Annotated in this window: 22 protein-coding genes; 8 read left to right on the top strand and 14 right to left on the bottom strand. The window is 65.0% G+C overall.

The features are described from left to right. Nucleotides 1-34: 34 nt before the first annotated feature. The 3 genes from argC to QX135_RS22040 all read right to left on the bottom strand — a co-directional run bounded on the left by argC (nucleotide 35) and on the right by QX135_RS22040 (nucleotide 2,470). A complete protein-coding gene (argC, locus tag QX135_RS22050) occupies nucleotides 35-1,027 on the bottom strand; it encodes an N-acetyl-gamma-glutamyl-phosphate reductase (protein ID WP_316234279.1) in 993 nt (330 codons plus the stop codon). Then, nucleotides 1,024-1,689, bottom strand: coding sequence for an FMN-binding negative transcriptional regulator (locus tag QX135_RS22045; protein ID WP_316234278.1), 666 nt, complete (start codon nucleotides 1,687-1,689; stop codon nucleotides 1,024-1,026). Before QX135_RS22045 ends, argC begins: the two co-directional genes overlap by 4 nt. Nucleotides 1,690-1,939: 250 nt before the next feature. Beyond that, nucleotides 1,940-2,470 (bottom strand): DedA family protein, encoded by a 531-nt coding sequence (locus QX135_RS22040; RefSeq protein WP_315737817.1) that lies wholly within the window; start codon nucleotides 2,468-2,470, stop codon nucleotides 1,940-1,942. A gap of 270 nt (nucleotides 2,471-2,740) precedes the next feature. Between QX135_RS22040 and parE the strand changes: the two genes are divergently transcribed. From parE to QX135_RS22020, 4 genes are all read left to right on the top strand, one after another. After that, nucleotides 2,741-4,804 (top strand): DNA topoisomerase IV subunit B, encoded by a 2,064-nt coding sequence (gene parE / locus QX135_RS22035; protein WP_316234277.1) that lies wholly within the window; start codon nucleotides 2,741-2,743, stop codon nucleotides 4,802-4,804. Between the two features lie 238 nt (nucleotides 4,805-5,042). Beyond that, complete coding sequence (locus QX135_RS22030) at nucleotides 5,043-5,816, top strand: porin family protein (RefSeq protein ID WP_315755578.1); 774 nt, start codon at nucleotides 5,043-5,045, stop codon at nucleotides 5,814-5,816. Between the two features lie 202 nt (nucleotides 5,817-6,018). After that, nucleotides 6,019-6,204, top strand: a complete 186-nt coding sequence (locus QX135_RS22025; RefSeq protein WP_315712631.1) for a hypothetical protein — start codon at nucleotides 6,019-6,021, stop codon at nucleotides 6,202-6,204. Nucleotides 6,205-6,232: 28 nt separating this feature from the next. After that, nucleotides 6,233-7,000, top strand: coding sequence for a glucose 1-dehydrogenase (locus tag QX135_RS22020; protein ID WP_315774660.1), 768 nt, complete (start codon nucleotides 6,233-6,235; stop codon nucleotides 6,998-7,000). Nucleotides 7,001-7,008: 8 nt separating this feature from the next. On the opposite strand, the gene QX135_RS22015 is transcribed toward QX135_RS22020, so the two are convergent. Next, the gene (locus tag QX135_RS22015) at nucleotides 7,009-8,508 is read right to left on the bottom strand and encodes a caspase domain-containing protein (protein WP_410053227.1); all 1,500 of its coding nucleotides are present in this window, start codon (nucleotides 8,506-8,508) and stop codon (nucleotides 7,009-7,011) included. Between the two features lie 484 nt (nucleotides 8,509-8,992). On the opposite strand from QX135_RS22015, the gene QX135_RS22010 reads away from it, so the two are divergent. Together QX135_RS22010 and QX135_RS22005 are read left to right on the top strand one after the other, a co-directional pair. Further along, nucleotides 8,993-10,453, top strand: a complete 1,461-nt coding sequence (locus QX135_RS22010; protein WP_315772208.1) for a DEAD/DEAH box helicase — start codon at nucleotides 8,993-8,995, stop codon at nucleotides 10,451-10,453. A 348-nt stretch (nucleotides 10,454-10,801) separates the two neighbouring features. Continuing rightward, entirely contained in the window at nucleotides 10,802-11,869 is a 1,068-nt protein-coding gene (locus QX135_RS22005; RefSeq protein ID WP_315737811.1) for a diguanylate cyclase, read from the top strand. Nucleotides 11,870-11,903: 34 nt separating this feature from the next. Here the strand turns inward: QX135_RS22005 and QX135_RS22000 are convergent, their stop codons facing one another. The 8 genes from QX135_RS22000 to QX135_RS21965 all read right to left on the bottom strand — a co-directional run bounded on the left by QX135_RS22000 (nucleotide 11,904) and on the right by QX135_RS21965 (nucleotide 19,594). Beyond that, nucleotides 11,904-12,455: a TfoX/Sxy family protein gene (locus QX135_RS22000; RefSeq protein ID WP_315737810.1), complete on the bottom strand. Its 552-nt coding sequence runs from the start codon at nucleotides 12,453-12,455 to the stop codon at nucleotides 11,904-11,906. 117 nt (nucleotides 12,456-12,572) lie between these two features. Beyond that, nucleotides 12,573-12,974, bottom strand: a complete 402-nt coding sequence (locus tag QX135_RS21995; RefSeq protein ID WP_315737809.1) for an iron-sulfur cluster assembly accessory protein — start codon at nucleotides 12,972-12,974, stop codon at nucleotides 12,573-12,575. 61 nt (nucleotides 12,975-13,035) lie between these two features. Continuing rightward, entirely contained in the window at nucleotides 13,036-13,407 is a 372-nt protein-coding gene (locus QX135_RS21990; RefSeq protein WP_315737808.1) for an SUF system Fe-S cluster assembly protein, read from the bottom strand. Next, nucleotides 13,404-14,651, bottom strand: coding sequence for a cysteine desulfurase (locus QX135_RS21985; RefSeq protein ID WP_316180074.1), 1,248 nt, complete (start codon nucleotides 14,649-14,651; stop codon nucleotides 13,404-13,406). Before QX135_RS21985 ends, QX135_RS21990 begins: the two co-directional genes overlap by 4 nt. After that, the gene (gene sufD / locus QX135_RS21980) at nucleotides 14,648-15,961 is read right to left on the bottom strand and encodes a Fe-S cluster assembly protein SufD (RefSeq protein WP_316180075.1); all 1,314 of its coding nucleotides are present in this window, start codon (nucleotides 15,959-15,961) and stop codon (nucleotides 14,648-14,650) included. The genes QX135_RS21985 and sufD overlap by 4 nt, the downstream gene beginning before the upstream one ends. A gap of 22 nt (nucleotides 15,962-15,983) precedes the next feature. Then, the gene (gene sufC / locus QX135_RS21975; RefSeq protein WP_316180077.1) at nucleotides 15,984-16,736 is read right to left on the bottom strand and encodes a Fe-S cluster assembly ATPase SufC; all 753 of its coding nucleotides are present in this window, start codon (nucleotides 16,734-16,736) and stop codon (nucleotides 15,984-15,986) included. 113 nt (nucleotides 16,737-16,849) lie between these two features. Then, nucleotides 16,850-18,346 carry a Fe-S cluster assembly protein SufB gene (gene sufB, locus QX135_RS21970; RefSeq protein WP_315798542.1) on the bottom strand — a complete coding sequence of 499 codons (1,497 nt, stop codon included), beginning with the start codon at nucleotides 18,344-18,346 and terminating at the stop codon, nucleotides 16,850-16,852. An 84-nt stretch (nucleotides 18,347-18,430) separates the two neighbouring features. Continuing rightward, nucleotides 18,431-19,594: a cysteine desulfurase family protein gene (locus tag QX135_RS21965; protein WP_316180079.1), complete on the bottom strand. Its 1,164-nt coding sequence runs from the start codon at nucleotides 19,592-19,594 to the stop codon at nucleotides 18,431-18,433. A 172-nt stretch (nucleotides 19,595-19,766) separates the two neighbouring features. Here QX135_RS21965 and QX135_RS21960 point away from each other — a divergent pair, with 172 nt between their 5' ends. Further along, complete coding sequence (locus QX135_RS21960) at nucleotides 19,767-20,558, top strand: LytTR family DNA-binding domain-containing protein (protein WP_316180081.1); 792 nt, start codon at nucleotides 19,767-19,769, stop codon at nucleotides 20,556-20,558. 318 nt (nucleotides 20,559-20,876) lie between these two features. After that, nucleotides 20,877-21,524, top strand: coding sequence for an alpha/beta hydrolase (locus tag QX135_RS21955; RefSeq protein ID WP_008971476.1), 648 nt, complete (start codon nucleotides 20,877-20,879; stop codon nucleotides 21,522-21,524). 323 nt (nucleotides 21,525-21,847) lie between these two features. Here the strand turns inward: QX135_RS21955 and QX135_RS21950 are convergent, their stop codons facing one another. Together QX135_RS21950 and QX135_RS21945 are read right to left on the bottom strand one after the other, a co-directional pair. Beyond that, the gene (locus QX135_RS21950; RefSeq protein WP_316180083.1) at nucleotides 21,848-22,525 is read right to left on the bottom strand and encodes a glutathione S-transferase family protein; all 678 of its coding nucleotides are present in this window, start codon (nucleotides 22,523-22,525) and stop codon (nucleotides 21,848-21,850) included. 81 nt (nucleotides 22,526-22,606) lie between these two features. Further along, nucleotides 22,607-23,710, bottom strand: coding sequence for an anhydro-N-acetylmuramic acid kinase (locus QX135_RS21945; protein ID WP_315798539.1), 1,104 nt, complete (start codon nucleotides 23,708-23,710; stop codon nucleotides 22,607-22,609). Nucleotides 23,711-23,836: the final 126 nt, after the last annotated feature.

The raw sequence follows: 23,836 nt of genomic DNA, 5'->3' as shown, positions 1-23,836 counted from the left end.
GGGCGCTTCCGCGACCGGATGATCCAGATCGATCTCAGCTGCCGAGATCGGGCAGCCCGAGCATCAGCCGCATGTTCTGCACGGCCGCGCCCGACGCGCCCTTGCCGAGATTGTCGAGCCGCGCCACCAGCAAGGCCTGGTGATGCTTGTCGCTGGCGAAGACGTAGAGCTCGAGCTTGTTGGTCTCGTTGAGCGCCTCCGGCTCCAGCCGGCCGCTCTTGGCCGCCGCACCATCGAGCGGCATCACCGAAACGTATTTGCTGCCGGCATAGTGCTCCGCCAGGGCGGCCTGCAGGTCTGAGCCAGACGGCTTGCCCGGCAGCGTGTCGAGCTGCAGCGGCACGGAGACCAGCATGCCCTGCCGGTAGTTGCCGACCGAGGGAATGAAGATCGGCCGCCGGGTCAGCCGCGAATAGAGCTGCAGTTCGGGCAGATGCTTGTGCTCGAGGCTGAGGCCGTACAGCTCGAAGTTCGGCGCGGTACCATTCTCAAAGGCCGCGATCATCGTCTTGCCGCCGCCGGAATAGCCGCTCACCGCGTTCACCGTGACGGGATAGTCCTGCGGCAGCAGGCCGGCATCGACCAGCGGCCGCAGCAGCGCGATGCCGCCGGTGGGATAGCAGCCGGGATTGGAGACCTTCCGTGCATTCCGGATCTTGTCGGCCTGGTCGGCGGCCAGTTCAGGGAAGCCATAGGCCCAGTCCGGCGCGACCCGATACGCGGTCGACGCGTCCAGCACCTTCGGCGCGGCATTTCCCATGCCGTCGATCAGCGCCACCGTCTCCTTGGCCGCATCATCCGGCAGGCAGAGGATGACGAGATCGACCTCCGCCATCAGCGCCCGCTTGGCCGCTGGATCCTTGCGCTTGTCCTCGGCGATCGTCTTCACGACGATGTCCGGCTGGTGCCGGAGCCGCTCGGCGATTCCCAAGCCGGTCGTGCCCGAGCCGCCGTCGACGAACACGGCGCGCGCCGCAACCCCGGAGGCGGTGTGAGCTTTCGGCAAGTTGCTATCGATCACGGTCATGACACGCTCCTTGAGGGGTGGGTTTCGCCGGCAAAGGCCTGGGGCCGCGCCTGCCGCATGAGAGACGATATCTGTTGCGAGCCGATGTCGGGCCGCTCGCCGAGCCGGGTTGCGACCGCCGCATAGTCGGCTTCGGACTTGTGCTGGTTGAGCTTGAAACTGCCTTCGACCTGGTCGATCGTCATCACGATGCCGATGATCGCCTTGCGCATCGCCTCCAGCCGGCCAGCGCTCATCTTGTCCGAGGTCCACGGCGTTTTCGGCAACAGCCTTTGCTCGAACTTGGCACTGACCGCATCCACCTGCTCTGCGAGCTCCGCCTCCGACAGGATGCGTGCCGGGCCGGTCAGATGTACTGCCTGATAAAGCCAGGTCGGCACCTGATCGGGCGAGACGTACCAGTCGGCCGACACATAGGCATCGGCGCCGTTGACGGCGAGCAGCCACGGCGTCGCGCCGTCGGCGAGCTCCGCCAGCGGATTGCCGCGGGCGACGTGGAAGAACGCCTGCGGCGTGCCGTCGTTGAGCGCCCCGAGATGAAACGGCACGGAGGACGCGATCGGCTTGGTGCCGTCCGACGCGCACACCGTGCCGAAGCCGCGCGCGTCTGCAAAGCCGAGGCTCGCGGCGCGATCGGGCTTGAAGGGTGGTGGCGTGTACATCGGAAACTCCTGCTGGACGAAGGAGCCGCCTGATCAATCGCGCTGCAAGGAGAAAGTCTGCCGCGGGATTCGGATCCGGCGGCAGGGGCTGTGATCTAGACGCAGATCATCGCCCGTACCGCAGGGGTACGACGGCGCATTTCGGCGATCATGTTGGTCGCTGCGTTGATCATGGGGGCAGGCGTATAAGGCCGCCGGGTTCCTGCGTCAAGCTCGCAAGTCGGCCCGGTTCCCGTTTTTAGGGCTGGCATCAGACCGCATGCCACAGCCATTCCATGATGCGCCCGATGATGTCGCCGAACAGCAGCAGCACCGCCGACCACACCAGCGCCGACACGAAGTTGGCGATCTGGAACACCATGTAGGGCATCTCGAAAATGCCCGCCGCCAGCGGCACCGATGCACGCAACGGGCCGAAGAACCGGCCGATGAAGATGCTCGGCACGCCCCAATCGCGCACGAAGGCCTCGCCGCGCGGAAGCATCTCCGGGTAGCGCGACAGTGGCCACATCTGGGCGACACGATCCTTGTAGCGGTAGCCGAACCAATAGGAGAGCCAGTCGCCGAGCGCGGCGCCGATGCCCCCGGCCAGCCATATCGGCCAGAAGCTGATCCCGGTGGCGCCGATCAGGGCGCCGATCGCGACCAGGGCGCCCCAGGCGGGAATCAGGAGTGAGACAAAGGCCAGGGACTCGCCAAAGGCAAGCAGCAGGACGATCGGAGCAGCCCAGGCCTGATGGTCGCGCACGAAGTCGGCAACCGCGCGGCCAAAATCTTCCATCTGCTCGACGCCTTTCTGCTCCGCGGCGCTTAAGTGCTTGAAGGCCTTCGCGGTTCCCTGGCGCAGACTGGTACGCCACCGAACCCGCCCACTTCAAGTCACAACAACCGGCTGAACCGCGTGAACAGCGTCGATCCGGCGATCGGAACCGGCCAAGACGTGGCGGGCCGGTGAACGTCGTTGTTTCCCGGGTCATTGTTTTATGCCGGTCCATGGCATAGTCAGGCCCAACGATTCGTTCCATCTTGCGCACACGCAACATCAGATTCCATGGGTAAGCCGTTGAAATCAGCTGCAAAAGCCAAGGCCAAGGGCGTCACGGACCCGTTGGCGGCGTTCGCCGCAAAGGGCAAGGCTCCGGCCAAGCCAGCCGCCCGCTCTGCGGGTGCCGAGGGCGATTACACTGCCCGTGACATCGAGGTCCTCGAGGGCCTGGAGCCGGTGCGGCGCCGCCCCGGCATGTATATCGGCGGCACCGACGAGAAGGCGCTGCACCACCTGTTCGCCGAGGTCATCGACAACTCGATGGACGAGGCGCTGGCCGGCCACGCCACCTTCATCGAAGTCGAGCTCGACGCCGAAGGCTTCCTCACCGTGACCGACAACGGCCGCGGCATTCCGATTGATCCCCATCCCAAATTTCCGAAGAAGTCGGCGCTCGAGATCATCATGTGCACCCTGCACGCGGGCGGCAAGTTCGATTCCAAGGTCTACGAGACCTCGGGCGGCCTGCACGGCGTCGGCATCTCCGTGGTGAACGCGCTGTCGACCCGGCTCGAGGTTGAGGTTGCCCGCAACCAGAAGCTCTACCGCATGGTGTTCGAGCGCGGCCACCCGAAGGGCAAGCTCGAGGAGGTCGGCAAGGTCGCCAACCGGCGCGGCACACGGGTGCGTTTCCAACCCGACCCAACCATCTTCGGCGCCAAGGCGACGTTCAAGCCGCAGCGCCTGTTCAAGATGGCGCGCTCGAAAGCCTATCTGTTCGGCGGCGTCGAGATCCGCTGGAAATGCGATCCGTCGCTGCTGAAGGGCATCGAGGACGTTCAGCCCGAGGCGACCTTCCACTTCCCCGGCGGCCTGAAGGACTATCTGGCCGCCGCGATCCATGCCGACACGCTGGTCCATCCGGATATCTTCGCCGGCAAGTCGGGCCGCACCGGTGGCCATGGCGGCTGCGAATGGGCGGTCGCCTGGACCGCGGACGCCGACGGATTCCTGTCCTCCTATTGCAACACGATTCCGACGCCCGACGGCGGCACGCACGAATCCGGCATCCGCAGCGCGCTGCTGCGTGGCCTGAAGGACCACGCCGAGCGCGTCGGCCAGGGCAAGCGCTCGGCCAACATCACCTCCGAGGACATCATGGCGGGCGCCGCCATCATGCTCTCGGTGTTCGTGCGCGAGCCGGAATTCCAGGGCCAAACCAAGGACCGCCTCGCCACCGCAGAGGCTCAGCGCATCGTCGAGCAGGCCGTCAAGGACCCGTTCGATCACTGGCTGTCCGGCAACCCGGTGCAGGCGAATCGCCTGCTCGACTTCGTCATCGAGCGCGCCGAGGACCGCATCCGCCGCCGCCAGGAAAAGGAGACGGCGCGCAAGACCGCGACCAAGAAGCTGCGCCTGCCCGGCAAGCTCGCCGACTGCACCGACGCCGGCACCGAAGGCTCCGAGCTGTTCATCGTCGAGGGCGATTCGGCCGGCGGCAGCGCCAAGCAGGCGCGCGACCGCAAGAAGCAGGCCGTGCTGCCGCTGCGCGGCAAGATCCTCAACGTGGCCTCGGCCGGCAAGGACAAGCTGACCGCCAACGCCCAGCTCGCCGATCTCGTGATGGCGATCGGCGCCGGCACCGGCACGTCGTATCGCGAAGAGGATCTGCGCTACCAGCGCATCATCATCATGACCGACGCCGACGTCGACGGCGCCCACATCGCCTCGCTGCTGATCACCTTCTTCTACCGGCAGATGCGGCCGCTGATCGACGAAGGGCATCTCTACCTCGCCGTGCCGCCGCTCTACCGGCTCACCCATGGCAGCAAGACGTTCTACGCGCGCGACGATGCCCATCGGGACGAACTCCTGAAGCGCGAGTTCAATGCCAACGCCAAGGTCGAGATCGGCCGCTTCAAAGGTCTCGGCGAGATGATGCCGGCACAGCTCAAGGAAACCACCATGGATCCGGCCAAGCGCACCCTGCTGCGCGTGGTTCTGCTGGCCGAGGATCGCGACGGCACCGCCGACTCCGTCGAGCGGCTGATGGGGACCAAAGCAGAGGCCCGCTTCGCCTTCATTTCGGAAAAGGCCGAATTCGCCAGCGACGAGCTGCTCGACGTCTAGCTTTTGACCCGATTTCACGCCTCGATTGCAGGTTCCATTCGCTCGCCTGGGCCTGCTTTTCTCTTTCTGTTTCAGTTGTTTACAGAAAGCTAAGGCGTCCCGCACCGCACTTTCCCCTCCGGTGTGGTCAACCGGCAACAGCTTTTGGGCACCAATCGGCTATAGTTCGGGCACATCTGGCGAGGGAATCGCCGCCGCAACCCGGCACCTGCGACATGACGATCTTGGGGAATTGAAAATGAAAAAGCTTTTGCTTGCTGCCACTGCGCTGGTTGCGATCACGGGTGCCGCTTCGGCTGCTGATCTGGCGGCTCGCCCCTATGTGAAGGCTCCGATGATGCCGGTGGCGCCGAGCTGGACCGGCTTCTACATCTTCGGTGGTGCCGGCGGCGGCATCTGGGATGCCGACTCGCACACCAACTTCAACGGCGTGCCGGTGACGATCGATCAGCGCGTCGGCGGCGACGGCTGGTTCGGCACCGTCGGCGCGGGCTATGACTGGCAGGTCAACCCGACCTGGGTCTTCGGTGTGTTCGCTGACGGCCAGTTCGGCAGCCTGCGTGGCACCGTGCAGGATCAGTTCGCTGCCCTGACCGGCCGGATCAAGATGGAAACCGCCTGGGCCGCTGGCGCTCGCGTCGGCTACCTGGTTGCGCCGAACGTGCTGTCCTACGTCAACGCCGGCTACTCCGGCTCGCACTGGTCGGGCACCGGCCTGACCACCCTCACCGGCGCGGCGTCCGGCTTCCACACCGACTCGTTCAACCGCAATGGCTGGTTCGTCGGCGGCGGCGTCGAGAACAACCTGAACATCTTCGGCATCTCGGCGCCGGGCTGGTTCATGAAGACCGAATATCGCGCTGCCTATTACGACCGGAAGGACATCGCGGTCCGTACCGACGTCGGCAACCTCGTGACGACCGACTCCGTCAGCTTCAAGCCGTGGGTGCAGACCATCAGCACTTCGCTGGTCTACCGCTTCAACTGGACCGGCCCGGTCGTCAAGTACTGAGCCGAACGCACTCGGTCTTTCAATAATTCTGCGAAAAGCCCCGGTTGATCCGGGGCTTTTTGTTTTTGGCTCGGATATTGGCGGCTGGAGCCGCTGGTCATCTGCCGCGCCGGCCGCTAGCCTCCTCGTCACAAAATTTCACAAAAAAGACGGCAGCAGCGTTTCCGATGCTGTGACGCGGTCGATGAGGGAGGAAGTGGCCATGCGGAAATTCCTGATGATCGGCGGCCTGCTTCTGCTCGCCATCGGCCTGCTCTGGGTCGGTCAGGGCACCGGGGTGGTGGCATGGCCGCGGACGAGCTTCATGATCAACCAGCTGCAGTGGGCAGGCTACGGCGTCGGCATGGGTGCGCTCGGCCTGGTGATGATCTGGCAGGGCACCTGCTGATCTCCGACAACAACAATGGAGACACGGCATGGCGGGCCGTTTCGACCTGAGGGGCAAGGTTGCGATCGTGACGGGCGGCAACGGCGGAATTGGCCTGGGAATGGCGCGCGGGCTTGCCGATGCCGGCGCTGACATCGCCGTGGTCGGCCGCAACGAAGCCAAGTCGCAGGCGGCAGTTGCCGATCTGGCGGCGCGCGGCGTCAACGCCATCGCCGTCACGGCCGACGTCAGCAACAAGGACGACGTCACCGCCATGGTCGCGCGCGTGACCGGCGAGCTCGGTCGCATCGACATCCTCATCAACAATGCCGGCATGAGCATCCGCAAGCCGCCGCACGTGCTCGAGCTGGAGGAGTGGCGGGAGGTGATCGACACCAATCTCACCAGCGCCTTCCTGTGCTCGAAGGCCGCCTACCCGGCCCTCAAGGCGAACGGCGGCGGCAAGATCATCAACATCGGCTCGATGCTGTCGATCTTCGGCGCCAGCTTCGCGCCGGCCTATGCAGCCAGCAAAGGCGGAATCGTGCAGTACACGCGCGCCTGTGCCTGCGCCTGGGCGCCCGACAACATCCAGGTGAACGCGATATTGCCGGGCTGGATCGACACCGACCTGACGCGCGCGGCGCGCAGCCAGATCGACGGCCTGCACGACCGCGTGCTGGCGCGCACGCCCGCGGCACGGTGGGGCGACATCGACGACTTCGCCGGCATCGCCACGTTTCTGAGCTCATCGGCCTCGGACTTCGTCACCGGCACAGCCATTCCCGTCGACGGCGGCTATTCGATCATGGCGTAGCCGAGGCCTCAACGTCGAAAGCTCTTGATCTCGGAGACGCTGCCGTCGCGATAGGTCAACTCCACCGAGACGAACTTCGTCGCCGGCGGCAATTTCAAATAGGGCGTGGCGTTGGATGGAATCGCAATGGGATCGCGCATGTCGCAGCCGGGCATGTTCAGGACCTTGTCCGGCACGGCCGTGTCGATGCCGATGCGGACCTCGCGGATCGCGCAGCGATACGACATCAGGTGCGTGTAGTAGACCAGGAGACCGTTGAACTCGCGGAACGACAGCCAGCTCGTCGCCGTCATGTCGAGGATCTTGCGCTGGTCACGCACCAGCGCGGCCTCCGGCTCGAAGCGGATCGGGAACGGTCCCTGCATCTCGCCGGATGCATCGACATAGCGGACCTGGATGGTGCCCGCGGGCGCATCCGCCGACAGCTGGATCGAGGGATTGGGCATGCGCTTGCGCGTGCGCGGATCGAGCACGTCCATGAAGCCGGTCTCGCGAAAGTCCCCTGCCTCACCCATGCGCCAGGAAATACCGAGCGTCGGATCGGCGATCGAGAACGTGACGGTCCAGCCGCCATTGTGGCGCGAGAACATCGCGATCGGCGCGTTCAAGCTTTCGTTCCCCGGAGGGATGCGTGGCGCAGAGACGGGAGGCAGCGCCGCGAGCTTCGGCTGCGGCTCGGCCGGCTTGTCGGCCGCGGCCGGGCCCTTCGCCATGCCGTTGAGAAACACATCGTCGACCATCTGGTCGAAATAGACCGGAATCTGCTTGTGCCGCACGGTCTCGGCGAGTTCGCTGACCAGACGGCGGGTGCGCTGTGCGACCTGCACCAGATTGACGCCGGGCTGCGTCAGCTCCTTGGCGAAGGTGCGCGTGAACACCGAGTTCGGATTGGCGTCATCGTTGGAGAGCCGATCGAGCGCGGTCTGGCGCGGACCGGCCGAGAACACCGAGAATACGCCTTCGGGCAACTGCGTCATCGGGGCCAGGCCACCCCCGCCCGCCACCGCGCGGGTGCCCGAGCGCTCGAACGGATTGTTGCGGCAGGCGTCGAACACCAGGATCGAGGTGCGCGCCTTCTTGTTCTGCAGCCGCTCGATGACGCGGTCCGCGAGGATCGAGGCGTCGCGCACCAGCTCCTCCTGCCCTTCGGTCGCCGCCGGCACGTCGGTCGGCAGCAGGAAGTTCTGACCGGCAATCTCGAAGCCGTGGCCGGCATAGAAGAAGAATGCCGTGTCGCCCGGCTCGACGGAATTGTCGAACGCCAGCAGCGTCTGGCTGAACTGCTGGCGACTGAGATTCTCCGCGACCATGACATTGAAGCCGAGCTGCTTCAGCGTGTCGCCCATCGTGCGCGCGTCGTTGACGGCCTTCTGCAGCTTCGGAACGTAGCGGTAGTCGTTGTTGCCGATCACGAGCGCAACGCGCTTCTCGGCATGCGCGGCGGCCGGCGCCAGAACCACCGCCGCCATCGCCAGCCCGCACGCCAGCCACGTCCGCATCGATCTCATCGTCCGTCCCTGCCTTCATTGCGTGGGCTGCCGCCATCGATAGTCGGCGGCACGCCGCCACCGGTTCATCTCCGAGGCGCCCGCGGGCCGCTCCAACTCCCTGCCGAACACACGCCGCAATTCCGTCGACAATTCGACCAGAGCGCTTTCCGCCAACGGCCGGCCAGAGCTTCGGAGCAGCCGAATACGACAGCTCGACGACAGGTTGCCCGCAAATAATGCAAAAACATTAAGCTTTTTCGGTACTTCGTTCCCCTCTTCCATTGACTTTGCAGGATTCGCCCCTATCTTCCGCAGCAGCGCGGCCGGATCGCATCCGATTCCTGAGAGATTGACCGCGGGTCGGCGTTAGTCAGAAAACCCCCAGCTTCCTTAGAGCATGCCGTTTCGGGGTTGAGCGCGACCACAGCCTTTTACCCCTCGATTCCTAACGGCGGCGTCGAACAGAGGCCCCGTGCCTATCGGCGCGTGACATAGAGGCTCGATGTCTTTTTCCAATCTCGGCTTGTCCGACAAGGTGTTGGCTGCAGTTGCGGCCACCGGTTACACCACCCCCACGCCCATTCAGGAACAAGCGATTCCTCACGTCCTGGCGCGCCGCGACGTGCTCGGCATCGCCCAGACCGGCACCGGCAAGACCGCCGCGTTCGTCCTGCCGATGCTCACGATCCTCGAGAAGGGCCGCGCCCGCGCACGAATGCCGCGCACCCTGATCCTGGAGCCGACCCGCGAGCTGGCCGCCCAGGTCAAGGAGAATTTCGATCGCTATGGCGCCGGGCAGAAGCTCAATGTCGCGCTCCTCATCGGCGGCGTCTCCTTCGGCGACCAGGACGCCAAGCTGACCCGCGGGGTCGACGTGCTGATCGCCACGCCGGGCCGCCTGCTCGACCATACCGAGCGCGGCGGATTGCTGCTCACCGGGGTCGAGCTCCTGGTCATCGACGAAGCCGATCGCATGCTCGACATGGGCTTCATCCCGGACATCGAGCGCATCTGCAAGCTCGTCCCCTTCACCCGCCAGACGCTGTTCTTCACAGCAACCATGCCGCCGGAAATCCGGCGCATCACCGAAGCCTTCCTGCACAACCCGCAGAAGGTCGAGGTCTCCAAGCCGGCCACGACCGCCGTCACCGTGACCCAGTTGCAGGTCCCATCCGGACGCGAGGCGCATCAGAAGCGCGAGGTGCTGCGCAGGCTGTTGCGGAACGCCAAGGATCTCAACAACGCGATCATCTTCTGCAACCGCAAGCGCGACGTCGCCATCGTTCACAAGTCGCTGCAGAAGCACGGCTTCAGCGTCGGCGCCCTGCACGGCGACATGGACCAGTCGGCCCGCACGGCCGCGCTCGATCAATTCCGCAAGGGCGAACTGCCCTTGCTCGTCGCCTCCGACGTCGCCGCACGCGGCCTCGACATTCCGGAAGTCAGCCACGTCTTCAATTTCGACGTGCCGCATCATTCCGACGACTACGTTCACCGCATCGGCCGCACCGGCCGGGCCGGACGGACCGGCACCGCAATCTCGATCGTGGCCCCGGCCGACCAGAAGTCGATGGTCGCCATCGAGAAGCTGATCGGACAGGGCATTCCGACGATCGAGGGCGACTACGAGGTGCAGGAATCCTCGGGCGACGAGGACACGCGTGAGCGCCGTCCGCGTGACGCCTCGCGTCGCGGCAGCCGCGGCAAGGCGCGGGAGCGCGATGCGGCCCCTCGCGAGCGTGATGCAGCCCCGCGCGAGCGTGAGCCGCGGGCGGCAGCGCCGCGCGCCGCACAGGCAAATTCTCCTCGGCCTGCCGCGCCGAGCGCTCGCAAGGAACAGCCTCGTAACGAACAGCCTCGCAATGAAGCGCGGCGGCCGCGGCGCGACCTCGACAACGAGCCCGCTGATCACTCACATCTGCCGGCGTTCCTGCTTCGCCCGGTGAGGGCACCGCTTCCCTGAGCAAGCAAGATTCCGGGCTGTTCCAAATGCGGTCGCCCGGAACGTCGCGTCCGCAAAAAGATCAGCTGCCGCTTCCGTCAGACATGAGACCTAAGTCGACGACAGCGCTGAGCTATCAGCGAGGCGCACACCCGAGCGAACAGCTCCAGCCCGCTTCAGCAAGTTCCCAGAAGCGTCATATGTATCTTATTGAACATATGAGGTGACGTTCCCGTATGCGTGGCTTGGGCGTATCCGGGACTCTACGGCCGTATTTACCCCTGGTTCACAAACGTCCTTTAGCTTGGCCGGCATTGTTTATTTCATTGCTGTGACGACGGCGACGCGGGCGATTGGGGAGAACCTGTGGTGGTCAATGCGCTTGACGAACACGAACGCACGATAGGCTTCGCCGAAGTCGCGCTCAGCCAGATCAGAACGCTTCGCCATTCGGCCAATCCGCGCAATTACGAGGTCTGGTACGTCTACGCGACGGGCTACAACGCACCGCTGAACGAGATCATCAACGAGACGCTGTCGCGCAACGGCAAGCTGTCGCAGTCCGATCTCGATCAGCTGTACGACTCCTACCTCGCGCAGCTCAAGACGTCGGATCGCATCGACAAGGTCGGCGCGCGCGTCGTCGGCGAGATCGACGACTTGGTGAACATGCTCACCGATGCTCTCGGCAGAACGGCGAGCTACGATGCGAGCCTCGCGGGCGCCGATCAGCGGCTCGCGTCGGCGACCAGCCGCGAGCAATTGGTGGACATCATCGAGGCGCTCACCGATTCGACCAGACAGATGCGCGAGACCAACCGGATCCTCGAAGAGCGGCTGACGCTGTCGAAGGACGAGATCAGCGGGCTGCAGCATAGCCTGGAGGTGATCCGGGCCGAGAGCCTGACCGATCCGCTCACCGGCCTCGGCAATCGCAAATATTTCGACCGGATGATCGAAACGACCGTGCAATCGGGGCTAGCGACCCAACAGCCGCTGTCGCTGCTGATGTTCGACATCGACCATTTCAAGTCCTTCAACGATTCCTACGGACATCTCACCGGAGACCAGGTGCTGCGCCTGGTCGGAATGACCCTGAAGCACGCCATCAAGGGGCAGGACATCGCGGCGCGCTACGGCGGCGAGGAATTCGCCGTCGTGCTGCCGAACACCTCGCTGCAGCACGCGCTGACAGTCGCCGATCACATCCGCCGCGCCGTGACGGCGAAGGAGCTGAAGAAGAAGTCGACCGGGGAGATCCTGGGACGTGTGACGATCTCGGTCGGCGTGTCGCTGCTGCGGGCCGGCGACGATACCGATACGCTGATCGAACGCGCCGACGCCTGCCTCTATGCCGCCAAACGCAACGGGCGCAACAAGGTGGTGTGCGAGAACGATCCCGAATACGCGACGACGACGCGAGGTCGGGTGGCCTGACTGCGACGGTGCCGGCGTTGCCCCGGCAGCAGCATCAACGCGTCCGCGATGATGGCGTGCGGGATTTCTGTCGGCCCGACGCTGCTGTCGCACTGCGCGTCTTGCGACCTGCCGCGGGCGCTTTGCGGATCGTCTTGGCGACCTTCCGCGTCTTGGCCGGCTTGGCCGTTTTCGCCGCTGGCTTGGTCGCACCGGGCTGCACCCCGCCACGTGCCGGACCCTGCTCGCGCCCGCGGCGAGATGCCGCCCGCTTCCTGGTCTGCTTGCTCAGGGCCGCTCTTTGCGCCGCTGCAAACGCATCTCGGGCCCATATCGCGAACTCGTCGGAGTCGTCGAACAGATGCGCCGGCACTTGCCAATACGAGCGCACCGTCATGGTCCGCGCGCGGGTCTCGTAGGAGAACGGCTTGGATCCGGCCTCCTCGAACCTGGCAAAGCTGGTTTCATCAGCACGGAGATAAAGGCCGCTGCGCAGCGCAAGCGCGAAGTTGATGCCGTCGGCGGAGATGCCGAAGCCGGAGAACATCCGCCGGATTGTGACCGGACCGAAACCGGCGAACAGATCGATCAGAAACTCGCGGTCCATCGCACCAGCTCTCGCCAACGCCCCAGTTGCTCGCCTGGAGTTTTCGGTCGAGAGGGTGGCGCGTGTCAATGTCCGGAACGCGACAGCTCCGGTGCCGCCCTGGCTGAAAGCGGACGATCAGACCTCGGCCGGCTTGAGCTGAACCGACTCGCCGCAGCCGCAGGCGCTGATCTGGTTCGGATTGTTGAACACGAACTGCGCCTGCATCTTGTCGGCCTGATAGTCCATCTCGGTGCCGAGCAGGAACAGCACGGCCTTGGGATCGACCAGGATCTTGACACCCTTGTCCTCGACGACCTCGTCGGTCGGCCGGATATCATGGGCATATTCGACCGTGTAGGACTGACCGGCGCAGCCGCCATTCTTGACACCGACACGCAATCCGATGATCTCGGACTCGGCGCGATCAGTGAGCTCACGGATGCGCCTGGCCGCCGCATCGGTGAGCCGCATCACCTGCGGACGGGGCCGCGGCTTGGGCTTGGCAACAGGCGCTGTCGAATTCGTCGTGCTGGTCATGGCGTCATCCCGGCGGGGTATGTGATCCGCCCTTACTATTCAAACTTCGTGCCCGCTCGTCTCACCACATGTTCAGGACGAGCCGGGCCTCGTCGCTCATCCGGTCCGGCGTCCATTGCGGCTCCCAGACGATGCTCACATTGACCACGCCGACCCCCGGAACGCTGGCGATCGCGTTTTCCACCATGGTCGGCAACTCGCCGGCCGCCGGGCAGTTCGGCGTCGTCAGCGTCATCAGGACGTCGACGCTGCGATCGTCCTTGATGTCGACCTTGTAGATCAGGCCGAGTTCGTAGATGTCGGCCGGGATCTCCGGATCGAACACCGTCTTCAGCGCCGCGATGATCTCGGTGGAGAGCCGCTCGGTCTCCTCCGGCGGCAGCGCCGAATGGGTTTCGACAGTCTGAGTTTTGACGTCGGCCGTGTCGGTCATGCAAACAATTCCCGCGCCTTGATCAATGCCTGTGCAAGCTGATCGACCTCTTCCCTCGTATTGTACATGCCAAACGAGGCCCTGCAGGTCGCCGTGACGTTGAATCTCTCCAAAAGCGGCATCACGCAGTGCGTGCCCGCGCGCACCGCGACGCCCTGGCGATCGATCACGGTCGCGATGTCGTGCGCGTGCGCGCCCTTCATCTCGAACGAGATGACCGGGCCCTTGCCCTTGGCGGTGCCGATCAGCCGCAGCGAATTGATCTCGCGCAACCGATCCTGGGCATAGGTGAGCAGGTCGTGCTCGTGCGCAGCGATGCGCTCCTTGCCGACCGAATTGACGTAATCGATCGCGGCGCCCAGCCCGACCGCCTCGACAATCATCGGGGTGCCGGCCTCGAATTTGTGCGGCGGATCGCCATAAGTGACCCAGTCGCGCGCGACCTCGCGGATCATCTCACCGCCGCCATTGTAGGGGCGCATGGCAACGAGGTGGTCGTACTTGGCGTAGAGCACGCCGATGCCGGTCGGCCCGTACAGCTTGTGGCCGGTGAAGACATAGAAGTCGCAATCGATGTCCTGGACATCGATTGCGAGGTGCACGGCGGCCTGGCTGCCGTCGACCAGCACAGGGATGCCGCGCGCATGCGCTGATCGCACGACCTCCTTCACCGGGACCAGCGTGCCGAGCATGTTCGACATCTGCGTGATCGCGACCAGCTTGGTCCTGCCCGTCAGCAGCTTCTCGAACTCGTCGATCAGGAAGTTGCCGTCATCATCGACCGGAGCCCACTTGATCACGGCGCCCTGGCGCTCGCGCAAGAAGTGCCACGGCACGATGTTGGAATGGTGCTCCATGATCGAGAGCACGATCTCGTCGCCTTCACCGATGTTCGGTCCGCCCCAGGAGGATGCGACGAGGTTGATCGCCTCGGTCGCGTTGCGGGTGAAGATGATCTCTTCACTGCGCCGCGCGTTGAGGAAGCGCGTGACACGCTCGCGGCCGCCCTCATAAGCTTCGGTCGCGGCATTGGCGAGATAATGCAGGCCGCGATGCACGTTGGCGTATTCGCTGGTGTAGGCCTGCGTCATGCGGTCGAGCACGGCGCGCGGCTTCTGCGCCGACGCCGCATTGTCGAGATAGACGAGCGACTTGCCGTAGACCTGCAGCGCCAGCGCCGGAAAATCTTCGCGGATGCGCGCGACGTCGTAGGAGCCGTTTGAGACAGCGGGATGCGTGCTCATGCGCGCGCCTCCATCCAGTCCTGGGCGGCGGCGATGACGCGCTCGCGCAGGCCATCATCCTCGATCGCCTCGATCGCCTCACCGACGAAAGCCTGGATCAGCAGCGCCTGCGCCTGCTTCTCGGGCAGGCCGCGGGCGCGCAGATAGAACAGCAGGCTTTCGTCGAGCGCGCCGGCAGTGGCGCCGTGGCCGCAGGAGACGTCGTCGGCGAAGATCTCGAGCTCCGGCTTGCTGTCGGCCTCGGCCTCGTCGGACAACAGCAGCGCCCGCGTCATCATCTTGCCGTCGGTCTGCTGCGCGTCGGGGCGCACGATGATACGGCCCTGGAATACCGAGTGGGCACGATCGTCGAGCACGGCGCGGAAGTTCTCGCGGCTGGTGCAGCCGGGCACCGCATGGTCGACAACCAGGGTCATGTCGCCATGCTGCTTGTCGCGCAGCAGGTTGACACCGTTGATGATCAGCTCGCTGCCTTCGCCCTTGAGAGTAATGAAGCCCTGCAGACGACTGACGGCGCCGCCTGTTGTCATGTTGAAGATATTGAGTTTCGACCGCGCACCGACCTCGTACTTGGCTGAAGTGATGTTAACGGCGTCCCTGGCATCGCGCATCAGGCGAATGGTGGACAGCGCAGCGTCATCACCGAGGGACACGACCACGGCGTCATTGGCCTGATAGCCTGAGGCACCATCGGCTGCGATCGCGCTTTCGACCAAAGTCGCCTGCGCGCCGTTCCCCACCGAAAGATGCGAGCGGCTGGCACGCGATGCTTGCGATGCTGTCGCGATGTGAATGATCTGCAGCGGGTTCGAGAGCTTTGCACCATCCGCCACGGAGATCAGGACACCATCGGTCGCAAGCGCCCCGTTCAAGATGACCATGGCATCGTTGACGGTCGTTTCCAGCAGCCGCTCGCTGCCGGCGCTCTGCAGCGCCTCGCGCAGCGTGTGAACCTTGACACCATCCTCGGAGGCCGAAATATCCGAGAGCTCCGCCACGAACACGCCGTCGACCAGCACCAGCTTCCGAGCACCGTCGACGGCAACAGAAGCCAGCACGGCTTTGGCCCGCGCCAGCGCCGCCGCGTCCGGCGCGCCTGCCAGCGGCAGCACCTCGCGCATCAGCACACGAAGATCGGTGTACTTCCATTCCTCGATACGACGGTGCGGCAGGCCGGTGCGCTCGAAAGCCGCGAAGGCTTCGCGCCGGATATCAGCCACCTTGCCGGTGCCGGGCAGACGGCCCAAAGCGGCAGAGAGCAAGCTGCTCGCCGCCGGACCGCTGTCGTTCTTGACCAAAGCTACGTTCATCACAGATCCATTCACGCAGCGATCAGGCCGCGTCTTCGAACTGGGCGTAACCGGACGCCTCGAGCTCCAGCGCGAGCTCCTTGCCGCCGCTCTTCACGACGCGGCCCTTCGACATCACGTGAACGACGTCGGGCACGATGTAGTTCAGCAGCCGCTGATAGTGGGTGATCACGATCATCGAGCGCTCCGGCGAGCGCAGCGCGTTGACGCCGTCGGCGGCGATGCGCAGGGCATCGATGTCGAGACCGGAATCCATCTCGTCGAGGATGCACAGCGACGGCTGGAACAGCGCCATCTGAAGCACCTCGTTGCGCTTCTTCTCGCCGCCGGAAAAGCCGACATTGACGCCGCGCTTGAGCATGTCCTGCGGAATGCTGAGCGATTTCGAGATCTCGCGCACCTTCCTGAGGAAATCCGGCGTCGAATACTCCTCCTCGCCGCGCGCCTTGCGCTGCGCGTTGAGCGCGGTGCGCAGGAACGTCATGGTCGCGACGCCTGGAATCTCGACCGGATACTGGAACGCCAGGAACACGCCCTTGGCGGCGCGCTCGTCCGGCGCCATCGCCAGGAGATCCTCGCCCTTGAACAGGATCTCGCCGCCGGTGACCTCATAGCCCGGCTTGCCGGCGATGACATGGGACAGCGTCGACTTGCCGGAGCCGTTCGGCCCCATGATGGCGTGCACCTTGCCGGCGTCGATCGAAAGCGTCAGGCCGTGGAGAATCTCGCGCTCCTCGACGCCGACCTGCAGGTTGTTGATTTCGAGTAGTGCCATAATATGTTTCCGCTCAACGCTTGCCCTGGAGCAACCGATCGATCGGGTCCGAGGGCGGATGATGTTGATGTCAGCAAGAGCGGGCCGCGCCGCGGACTCGCTCCCATGTGGTCTTAGCCGACCGATCCTTCGAGGCTGATCGAGATCAGCTTCTGCGCCTCGACCGCGAACTCCATCGGCAGCTGCTGCAGCACGTCCTTGACGAAGCCGTTGACGACGAGGCCGACCGCCTCCTCCTGCGAAAGGCCGCGCTGGACGCAGTAGAACAGCACGTCCTCGGAGATCTTGGACGTCGTCGCCTCGTGCTCGAAAGTGGCCGAGGAATTCTTGGCCTCGATATAGGGCACGGTGTGCGCGCCGCACTTGTCGCCGATCAGCAGCGAATCGCAGGCGGTGAAGTTGCGCGCGTTGGACGCCTTGCGATGCGCCGTCACCAGGCCGCGATAGGTGTTCTGCGAGCGGCCTGCGGCGATGCCCTTGGAGATGATCCGGCTGGTCGTGTTCTTGCCGAGATGGATCATCTTGGTGCCGCTATCGACCTGCTGATAGCCATTCGAGATCGCGATCGAATAGAATTCACCACGGGAATTGTCGCCGCGCAGGATGCAGCTCGGATATTTCCAGGTGATCGCCGATCCCGTCTCGACCTGGGTCCACGAGATCTTGGAATTGTTTCCACGGCAGTCGCCACGCTTGGTGACGAAATTGTAGATGCCGCCGACACCTTCCGAATTGCCCGGATACCAGTTCTGCACCGTCGAGTACTTGATCTCGGCGTCATCGTGCGCGACCAGCTCGACCACGGCCGCGTGCAGCTGGTTCTCGTCGCGCTGCGGCGCGGTGCAGCCCTCGAGATAGGAAACGTAGGCGCCCTTGTCGGCGATGATCAGCGTTCGCTCGAACTGGCCGGTGTTGCGCTCGTTGATGCGGAAGTAGGTCGACAGCTCCATCGGGCAGCGCACGCCCGGCGGCACGTAGACGAACGAACCGTCGGAGAACACCGCCGAATTCAGCGTCGCATAGAAATTGTCCGAGGTCGGCACCACGCTGCCGAGATATTTCTGTACCAGCTCGGGATGCTCGCGGATGGCTTCCGAAATCGGCATGAAGATCACGCCGGCCTTCCTCAGCTCCTCCTTGAACGTGGTCGCGACCGACACCGAATCGAACACGGCATCGACCGCGATCTTGCGCGTCTCGGGGCTGCCGGCACCGGGCACCGGCTCGACGCCTTCGAGGATCGCAACCTCGCGCAGGGGAATGCCGAGCTTCTCATAGGTCTTCAGTATCTCAGGATCGATCTCGTCGATCGAGGAGAGCTGCTTCTTCGGCTTCGGCGCCGAGTAGTAGTAGAGATCCTGGAAATCGATCTTGGGATAGTCGACGCGCGCCCAGGTCGGCTCGGTCATGGTCAGCCAGCGGCGATAGGCCTCGAGGCGCCATTCGAGCATCCAGGCGGGCTCGTTCTTCTTGCCCGAGATGAAGCGGACGGTGTCTTCGGAAAGCCCCTTCGGAGCCTTCTCGGATTCGATGACAGTCTCGAACCCATAGCGATATTGGTCGACGTCGATCCGCCTGACGCGGTCGACCGTCTCTTGTACGGCTGGCATTCCATCCTCCGCTCGCGGTTTCAAGGACCGCGGTGGACATCTTCTGGAACCGTCTTACGACGTTTCCTCGACGAAATCACGCCCTTAGAATCGCTCAAGCACGGTTTCGTCGCCTCCTTTAAGTAGGGTCAATGACAGCTTTCGCCAAGCCTGGACGCAACGATCGACCTCCGCCTCCGTGGTGGACCAGCCCAGACTGAGGCGCACCGCTCCCTGGGCCGCTGCGGAACTGGCGCCCATCGCTTCCAGCACATGGGACGGCTGGACCTTGCCGGACGAACACGCCGAGCCGGAAGACACCGCGATCCCTTCGAGATCGAAGCCGATCACGGCCGTCTCGGCCTTGAGCCCCGGTGCGGTGAACAGCGTCGTGTTCGGAAGCCGCGCCGTTTCGGACGAAAATACCGTCACGCCAGCGGTCTGACGAAGGCCCGCTTCCAGCCGGTCGCGCAGCGCCGTGATCCGGGTCAGGTCCACCTCGCGCGAAGCCAGGGCAACGCCGGCCGCGGCGCCAAATCCGGCAATTCCGGCCACGTTTTCGGTTCCAGCCCGGCGACCGCGCTCCTGGCCGCCACCGCGGAGAACCGGAATCGGCTCCTCCACGCCGGCGCCCAGGACCAGCGCGCCGACCCCCTTGGGTCCGCCGATCTTGTGCGCAGAGATGGTCACAAGGTCCGCGCCCATCTGCTTGATATCGAGGGGTATTTTCCCGAATGCCTGGATCGAATCGACGTGCAGCACGCCGCCCGCCTGGTGCACCATCTCGGCGACTTTCGAAACCGGTTGAAGCCCCCCGGTCTCATTGTTGGCGGCCATGACGGACACCAGCGCCGGCGGCCCGCCGACGAGCAGGGCTTCCAGGCGGCCGAGATCGACCACGCCGGAGGAGTCGACCGGGATCGTCTGCACTACTGATGGCGCGAACCGGCCGCCGGCCAGCACCGAGGAATGCTCGACCGCAGACACCAGCAGCCGCTCGACCGGGCCGGCCGGCGCGCGCAGGCCTGGGCTCAAGGCGAGCACATTGGCCTCGGTTCCGCCGGAGGTGAACACCACGCGGCGCGCGACGGTGCCGAGCCCCCGGGCGATCACCTCGCGGGCCTCCTCCGTCAGCCGCCGCGCCTTGCGGCCTTCGGCGTGAACCGACGAGGGATTGCCGACCAGATCCATGGCGGCGAGAATCGCCGCGCGCGCTTGCGGTCGCAGCGGGGTCGTCGCATTCCAGTCGAGATAGATCCTGTCGGCCATGGCTCGTTCTTATCAACTCGGGGCACGAACGACCATCGCTCGCCCGCGCCATGATGATGCGCGACGGCCAGCGTGATATCGTCGGGCGCGAGATTGAGATAGCGGGTCCGGTGCCATGAACAAGCTTGTCGGCTCGATGCTGCGTCCGAATGATCGTACCTTCTACGCGATCATGGCCGGGCTCTCGCTCGGCATCGGCGTCGTCAACGCCCTTTCCGCCGCCCACGATGCCGTCAGGCGGGGCGCGGCCTACGATCTGGAAAAGCAGTTGCTGTGGGAAATGACGAGCATTGTCGTCATCATCCTGCTGGCGCCGCTGCCGGTCGCCACCGTTCGTTCCATCCGGCTGGGCCCGGCCGCCATGGCACGTCATATCGCGCTCGCCGTCGCCGCCGTCGTCGCCTTCTCTGCGCTTCACATGATCGGCATGGTGACGCTGCGCAAGCTGCTGATGTGGACCGCGGGCGGCGCGTACGACTTCCAGCTCTCCCTTGCCACCATCGTGTACGAGTTCCGCAAGGACGTCATGACGGCGCTGCTCATCGGTGGCACGCTCTGGCTGTACGACGGCTATCGCGCGAGCGCTGTCCGAGAGCCGACACGGCGATCCGAGCCTCCTGCCCCTGCCACGCTCTGGCTGCGCGACGGCCCGAGCCGCATCCGCATCTCGCCGGCCGACATCCTGTGGGTGGCCGCGGCCGGCAACTACGTTGAATATGCCATGGCCGACGGCAGGCGGCATCTCATCCGCGGCACCTTGTCGGCCGCCGAGGTCGAGCTCGCCCGCTTCGCGCTCGTCCGCATCCACCGCGGCCGGCTGGTCAACATGGCCCGGGTCGCCGCGCTTTCGGTCCTGCCAACGGGCGATTTCGGCCTGACCTTCGACAGCGGACAATCCGTGCAGGGCAGCCGCCGCTATCGCAGCGCCGTTGCGCAGCTGGAGCACACGGCGTCGCTGCGCTGAACGGCCGGGCTGCAGACGAAAACGCCAGTATTTTCATCGAATTGCAGGCGCATTCGGATCACGTTCCGCGGCCGCTCCGCCCCGCCGCGGTATCGGCGGCCCGGTCTGTATCCCTGCCGCAGCCGCCTTGCCGGGCGTTGAAAATCCTTGCTTTTTGCCCCGCGCTCCATGCTAGAAGGCCAACTTCCAGTCACGCCAGCGCTGCTCCGTCCAAGCGAACGGATGGCGCTCGATCACCACTTCTCCTGCGGAATTCGTCGGCGAGGCGCCAGATGAAGCTCGGACGAAGTCGGTCGACGCTCTGCCAAGGATTCTCTGATGCCTGAAGTCATCTTCAACGGTCCGGCCGGCCGCCTCGAAGGCCGTTACCATCCGGCGAAGCAGAAGAACGCGCCGATCGCGATGATCCTGCATCCGCATCCGCAGTTCCACGGCACGATGAACCATCAGATCGTGTACCAGTGCTACTATGCCTTCGCGCATCGCGGCTTCTCGGTGCTGCGCTTCAATTTCCGCGGCGTCGGCCGCAGCCAGGGTTCGTTCGATCACGGCACCGGCGAGCTGTCCGATGCGGCCTCCGCGCTCGATTGGGCGCAGACCATCAACCCCGAGGCTCGCGCCTGCTGGGTCGCCGGCTTCTCGTTCGGCGCCTGGATCGGCATGCAGCTCCTGATGCGTCGCCCGGAGGTCGAGGGCTTCATCTCGATCGCGCCGCCCGCCAACCTCTACGACTTCTCGTTCCTGGCGCCCTGCCCGTCCTCGGGCCTGATCGTGCACGGCGAGCGCGATGCGGTGGTGCCGCCCAAGGACGTCAATACGCTGGTCGAGAAGCTGAAGACGCAGAAGGGCATCGTGATCGACCAGCAGGTCATCCCCGGCGCCAACCACTTCTTCGACGGCAAGCTCGAGCCGCTGATGGAAACCATCACCGCCTATCTCGACATGCGCCTCGCCAATGTGAGGTGAGGTCGCGCGCGTCGTTGCAAAGCCCTCGGTCTATAGGGTGGGCAAAGGCGCGCTCCGTCAACGCGGATGGTCGCAACGCGCCGTGCCCACCATCTTCATTTGGCGGCTCGGAGACGATGGTGGGCACGCCTGCGGCTTTGCCCACCCTACGAACTACGAACTGCCGCCACATCCTCCGCCGTCATCACCCACGCAGGCGGGTGATCCAGTACGCCGCGGCCTCTCAGTTCGTCACCGGCGTCTCGGAATACTCGATCGTCCGCCTACGCGGACGATGACGCTGCGAGTGGAGCCGGCACCTTCCATGACAACGTCGTGCCTCCCTACGCCGCCTGCTTCAACAAATACGCATCGTGCCGCGCGAGGAACGCGCGCAGCAGCTGCGGATAGTCGGCGCTGACCGCCGTCCTCACGCTCGGCCGCTGCGCGAGTTGATCGCGCCACGCCCGAACCTTCGGCGTGGACGCAAAGATGCCGAGATCACCGTACGCATCGAACACATCGAAGTAGCGGAAGATCGGCGCGAACACGGCGTCGACCAGGCTGAAACGCGCGCCGGCAAAATACGGCCCCTCGCCCAGCGCATCCTCGACGCGAGCAAACTTCGCCGTCAGCGCCTCGCGCTTGGCGGCGAACGATGCGGCATCCTGCGTCGTCTCCAGGCCCCAGAGATCGCCGAGGATCGCAGAGCCGAACTCCATCCAGGCCCGATGCTGCGCGCGGACCAGCGCGTCCTCGGGATGCAGCCTCACAGCCGGCTGCGTGTCCTCGATGTACTCGCAGATCACGTTGCTCTCGAACAGCGCGACTTCGCCCTGGCCCAAGGGTACCACCAGCACCGGCACCTTGCCGAGCGGCGAGATCTTCAAGAACCAGTCGGGCTTGTTGGCGAGATCGATGTCGATCCGCTCGAATGCGACGCCCTTCTCGGTGAGCGCAATGACGGCGCGTTGCACAAAGGGGCAGAGCTTGTGGCTGATCAGCTTCAGGACAGGCGCCATGACATCCTCGGCAGTTTGATGCAGATGCATCAAACTAGATGCATACGCATCGAACTGTCAAGGTTAATGCAATTGCATGAATCAAGGGCGCGCAATCACCCCGCCGGTCATCGGAAACGGCACGCCGGTGGTGGTGGGATAGCTCAGCGGCAGGCCCTTCATGCCGCGGACGGCCAGGAAGCCGAACGCCTGGGCCTCGATGGCGTCCGCCGACCAGCCCAGCGCATCGGCCGATTCGACGCTCGCCGGCGCGACACGCTCGCGCAGCATCCGCATCATGGTATGGTTGCGGGCGCCGCCGCCGCAGACGATCCAGCTCGCCGGTGGCTTCGGCAGCAGCGGGATGATGCGGGCAATCGCTGCGGCCGTGAACGCCGTCAGGGTCGCGGCCCCGTCCGCCGGCTTCACATCGCCCAGCTTCAGCGCGGAAAAATCGTTGCGGTCGAGAGATTTCGGCGGCGGCAGCGCGAAAAAGGGCATTTCCAGCGCGCTGGTGATCCAGGCCTCGTCCGGGTTGCCCTGCTCCGCCACGCGGCCATCCTGATCGAATGCCTGTCCCGTGGTCCGGTGCATGAAGTCGTCGAGCAGCGCATTACCGGGACCGGTGTCGCAGGCGATCAGCACGTCGTCGCCGTCGATATAGGTGATGTTGGAGACGCCGCCGATATTGACGACGGCGATCGGCCCCGCGCGCGACAGCGATTGCGCCAGGGCGCGGTGATAGACCGGCACGAACGGCGCGCCCTGCCCGCCGAAATCGACGTCGGCAGCGCGGAAATCGTGCATCACCGGGATATGGACGGACTTGGCGAGCGCGGCCGCGTCGCCGATCTGCACGGTCAGGCGGCGTTCGGGGCGGTGCAGCACGGTCTGGCCATGAAAGCCGATGATATCGATGTCCTCGGGCTTGAGCCGGTGCTGCGCCAGGAACGCGGCGACCGCCTCGGCATGCGCCACCGTCACGACGCGCTCGGCGTCGCGCACCCGTCCGGGGCGCGCATCGCGCCGCTCGATCTGCACCGCATCGGCGAGCGCCTCGCGCAGCAGGCTGCGCTCCGCGGCGCTATAGGCCCGGTAGCCCGAGGGACCGAGGCTCTTGATCTGCCGCCCATCGGTCTCGATCAGGGCCACGTCCACCCCGTCGAGCGAGGTGCCACTCATGAGGCCAAGTGCGGTCAGAATCATTGCAGTCGAACCTAAAAACCCTGCCCTGCTTGCCAAGTACGGCCGATTTGAGGTCCCGCCCAGGCCGTGCACATGCTTGTACAAGCCCGGCGCATCTTATAATGCCACAACGCCCGTATCCGTGGC

Origin of the sequence: Bradyrhizobium sp. SZCCHNR1098 (genome assembly GCF_032489375.1) — a bacterium.
Taxonomy (GTDB): Bacteria; Pseudomonadota; Alphaproteobacteria; order Rhizobiales; family Xanthobacteraceae; genus Bradyrhizobium.
Note: the sequence above shows the minus strand (reverse complement) of the source record. Positions and strands in the feature narration are given on the sequence as shown.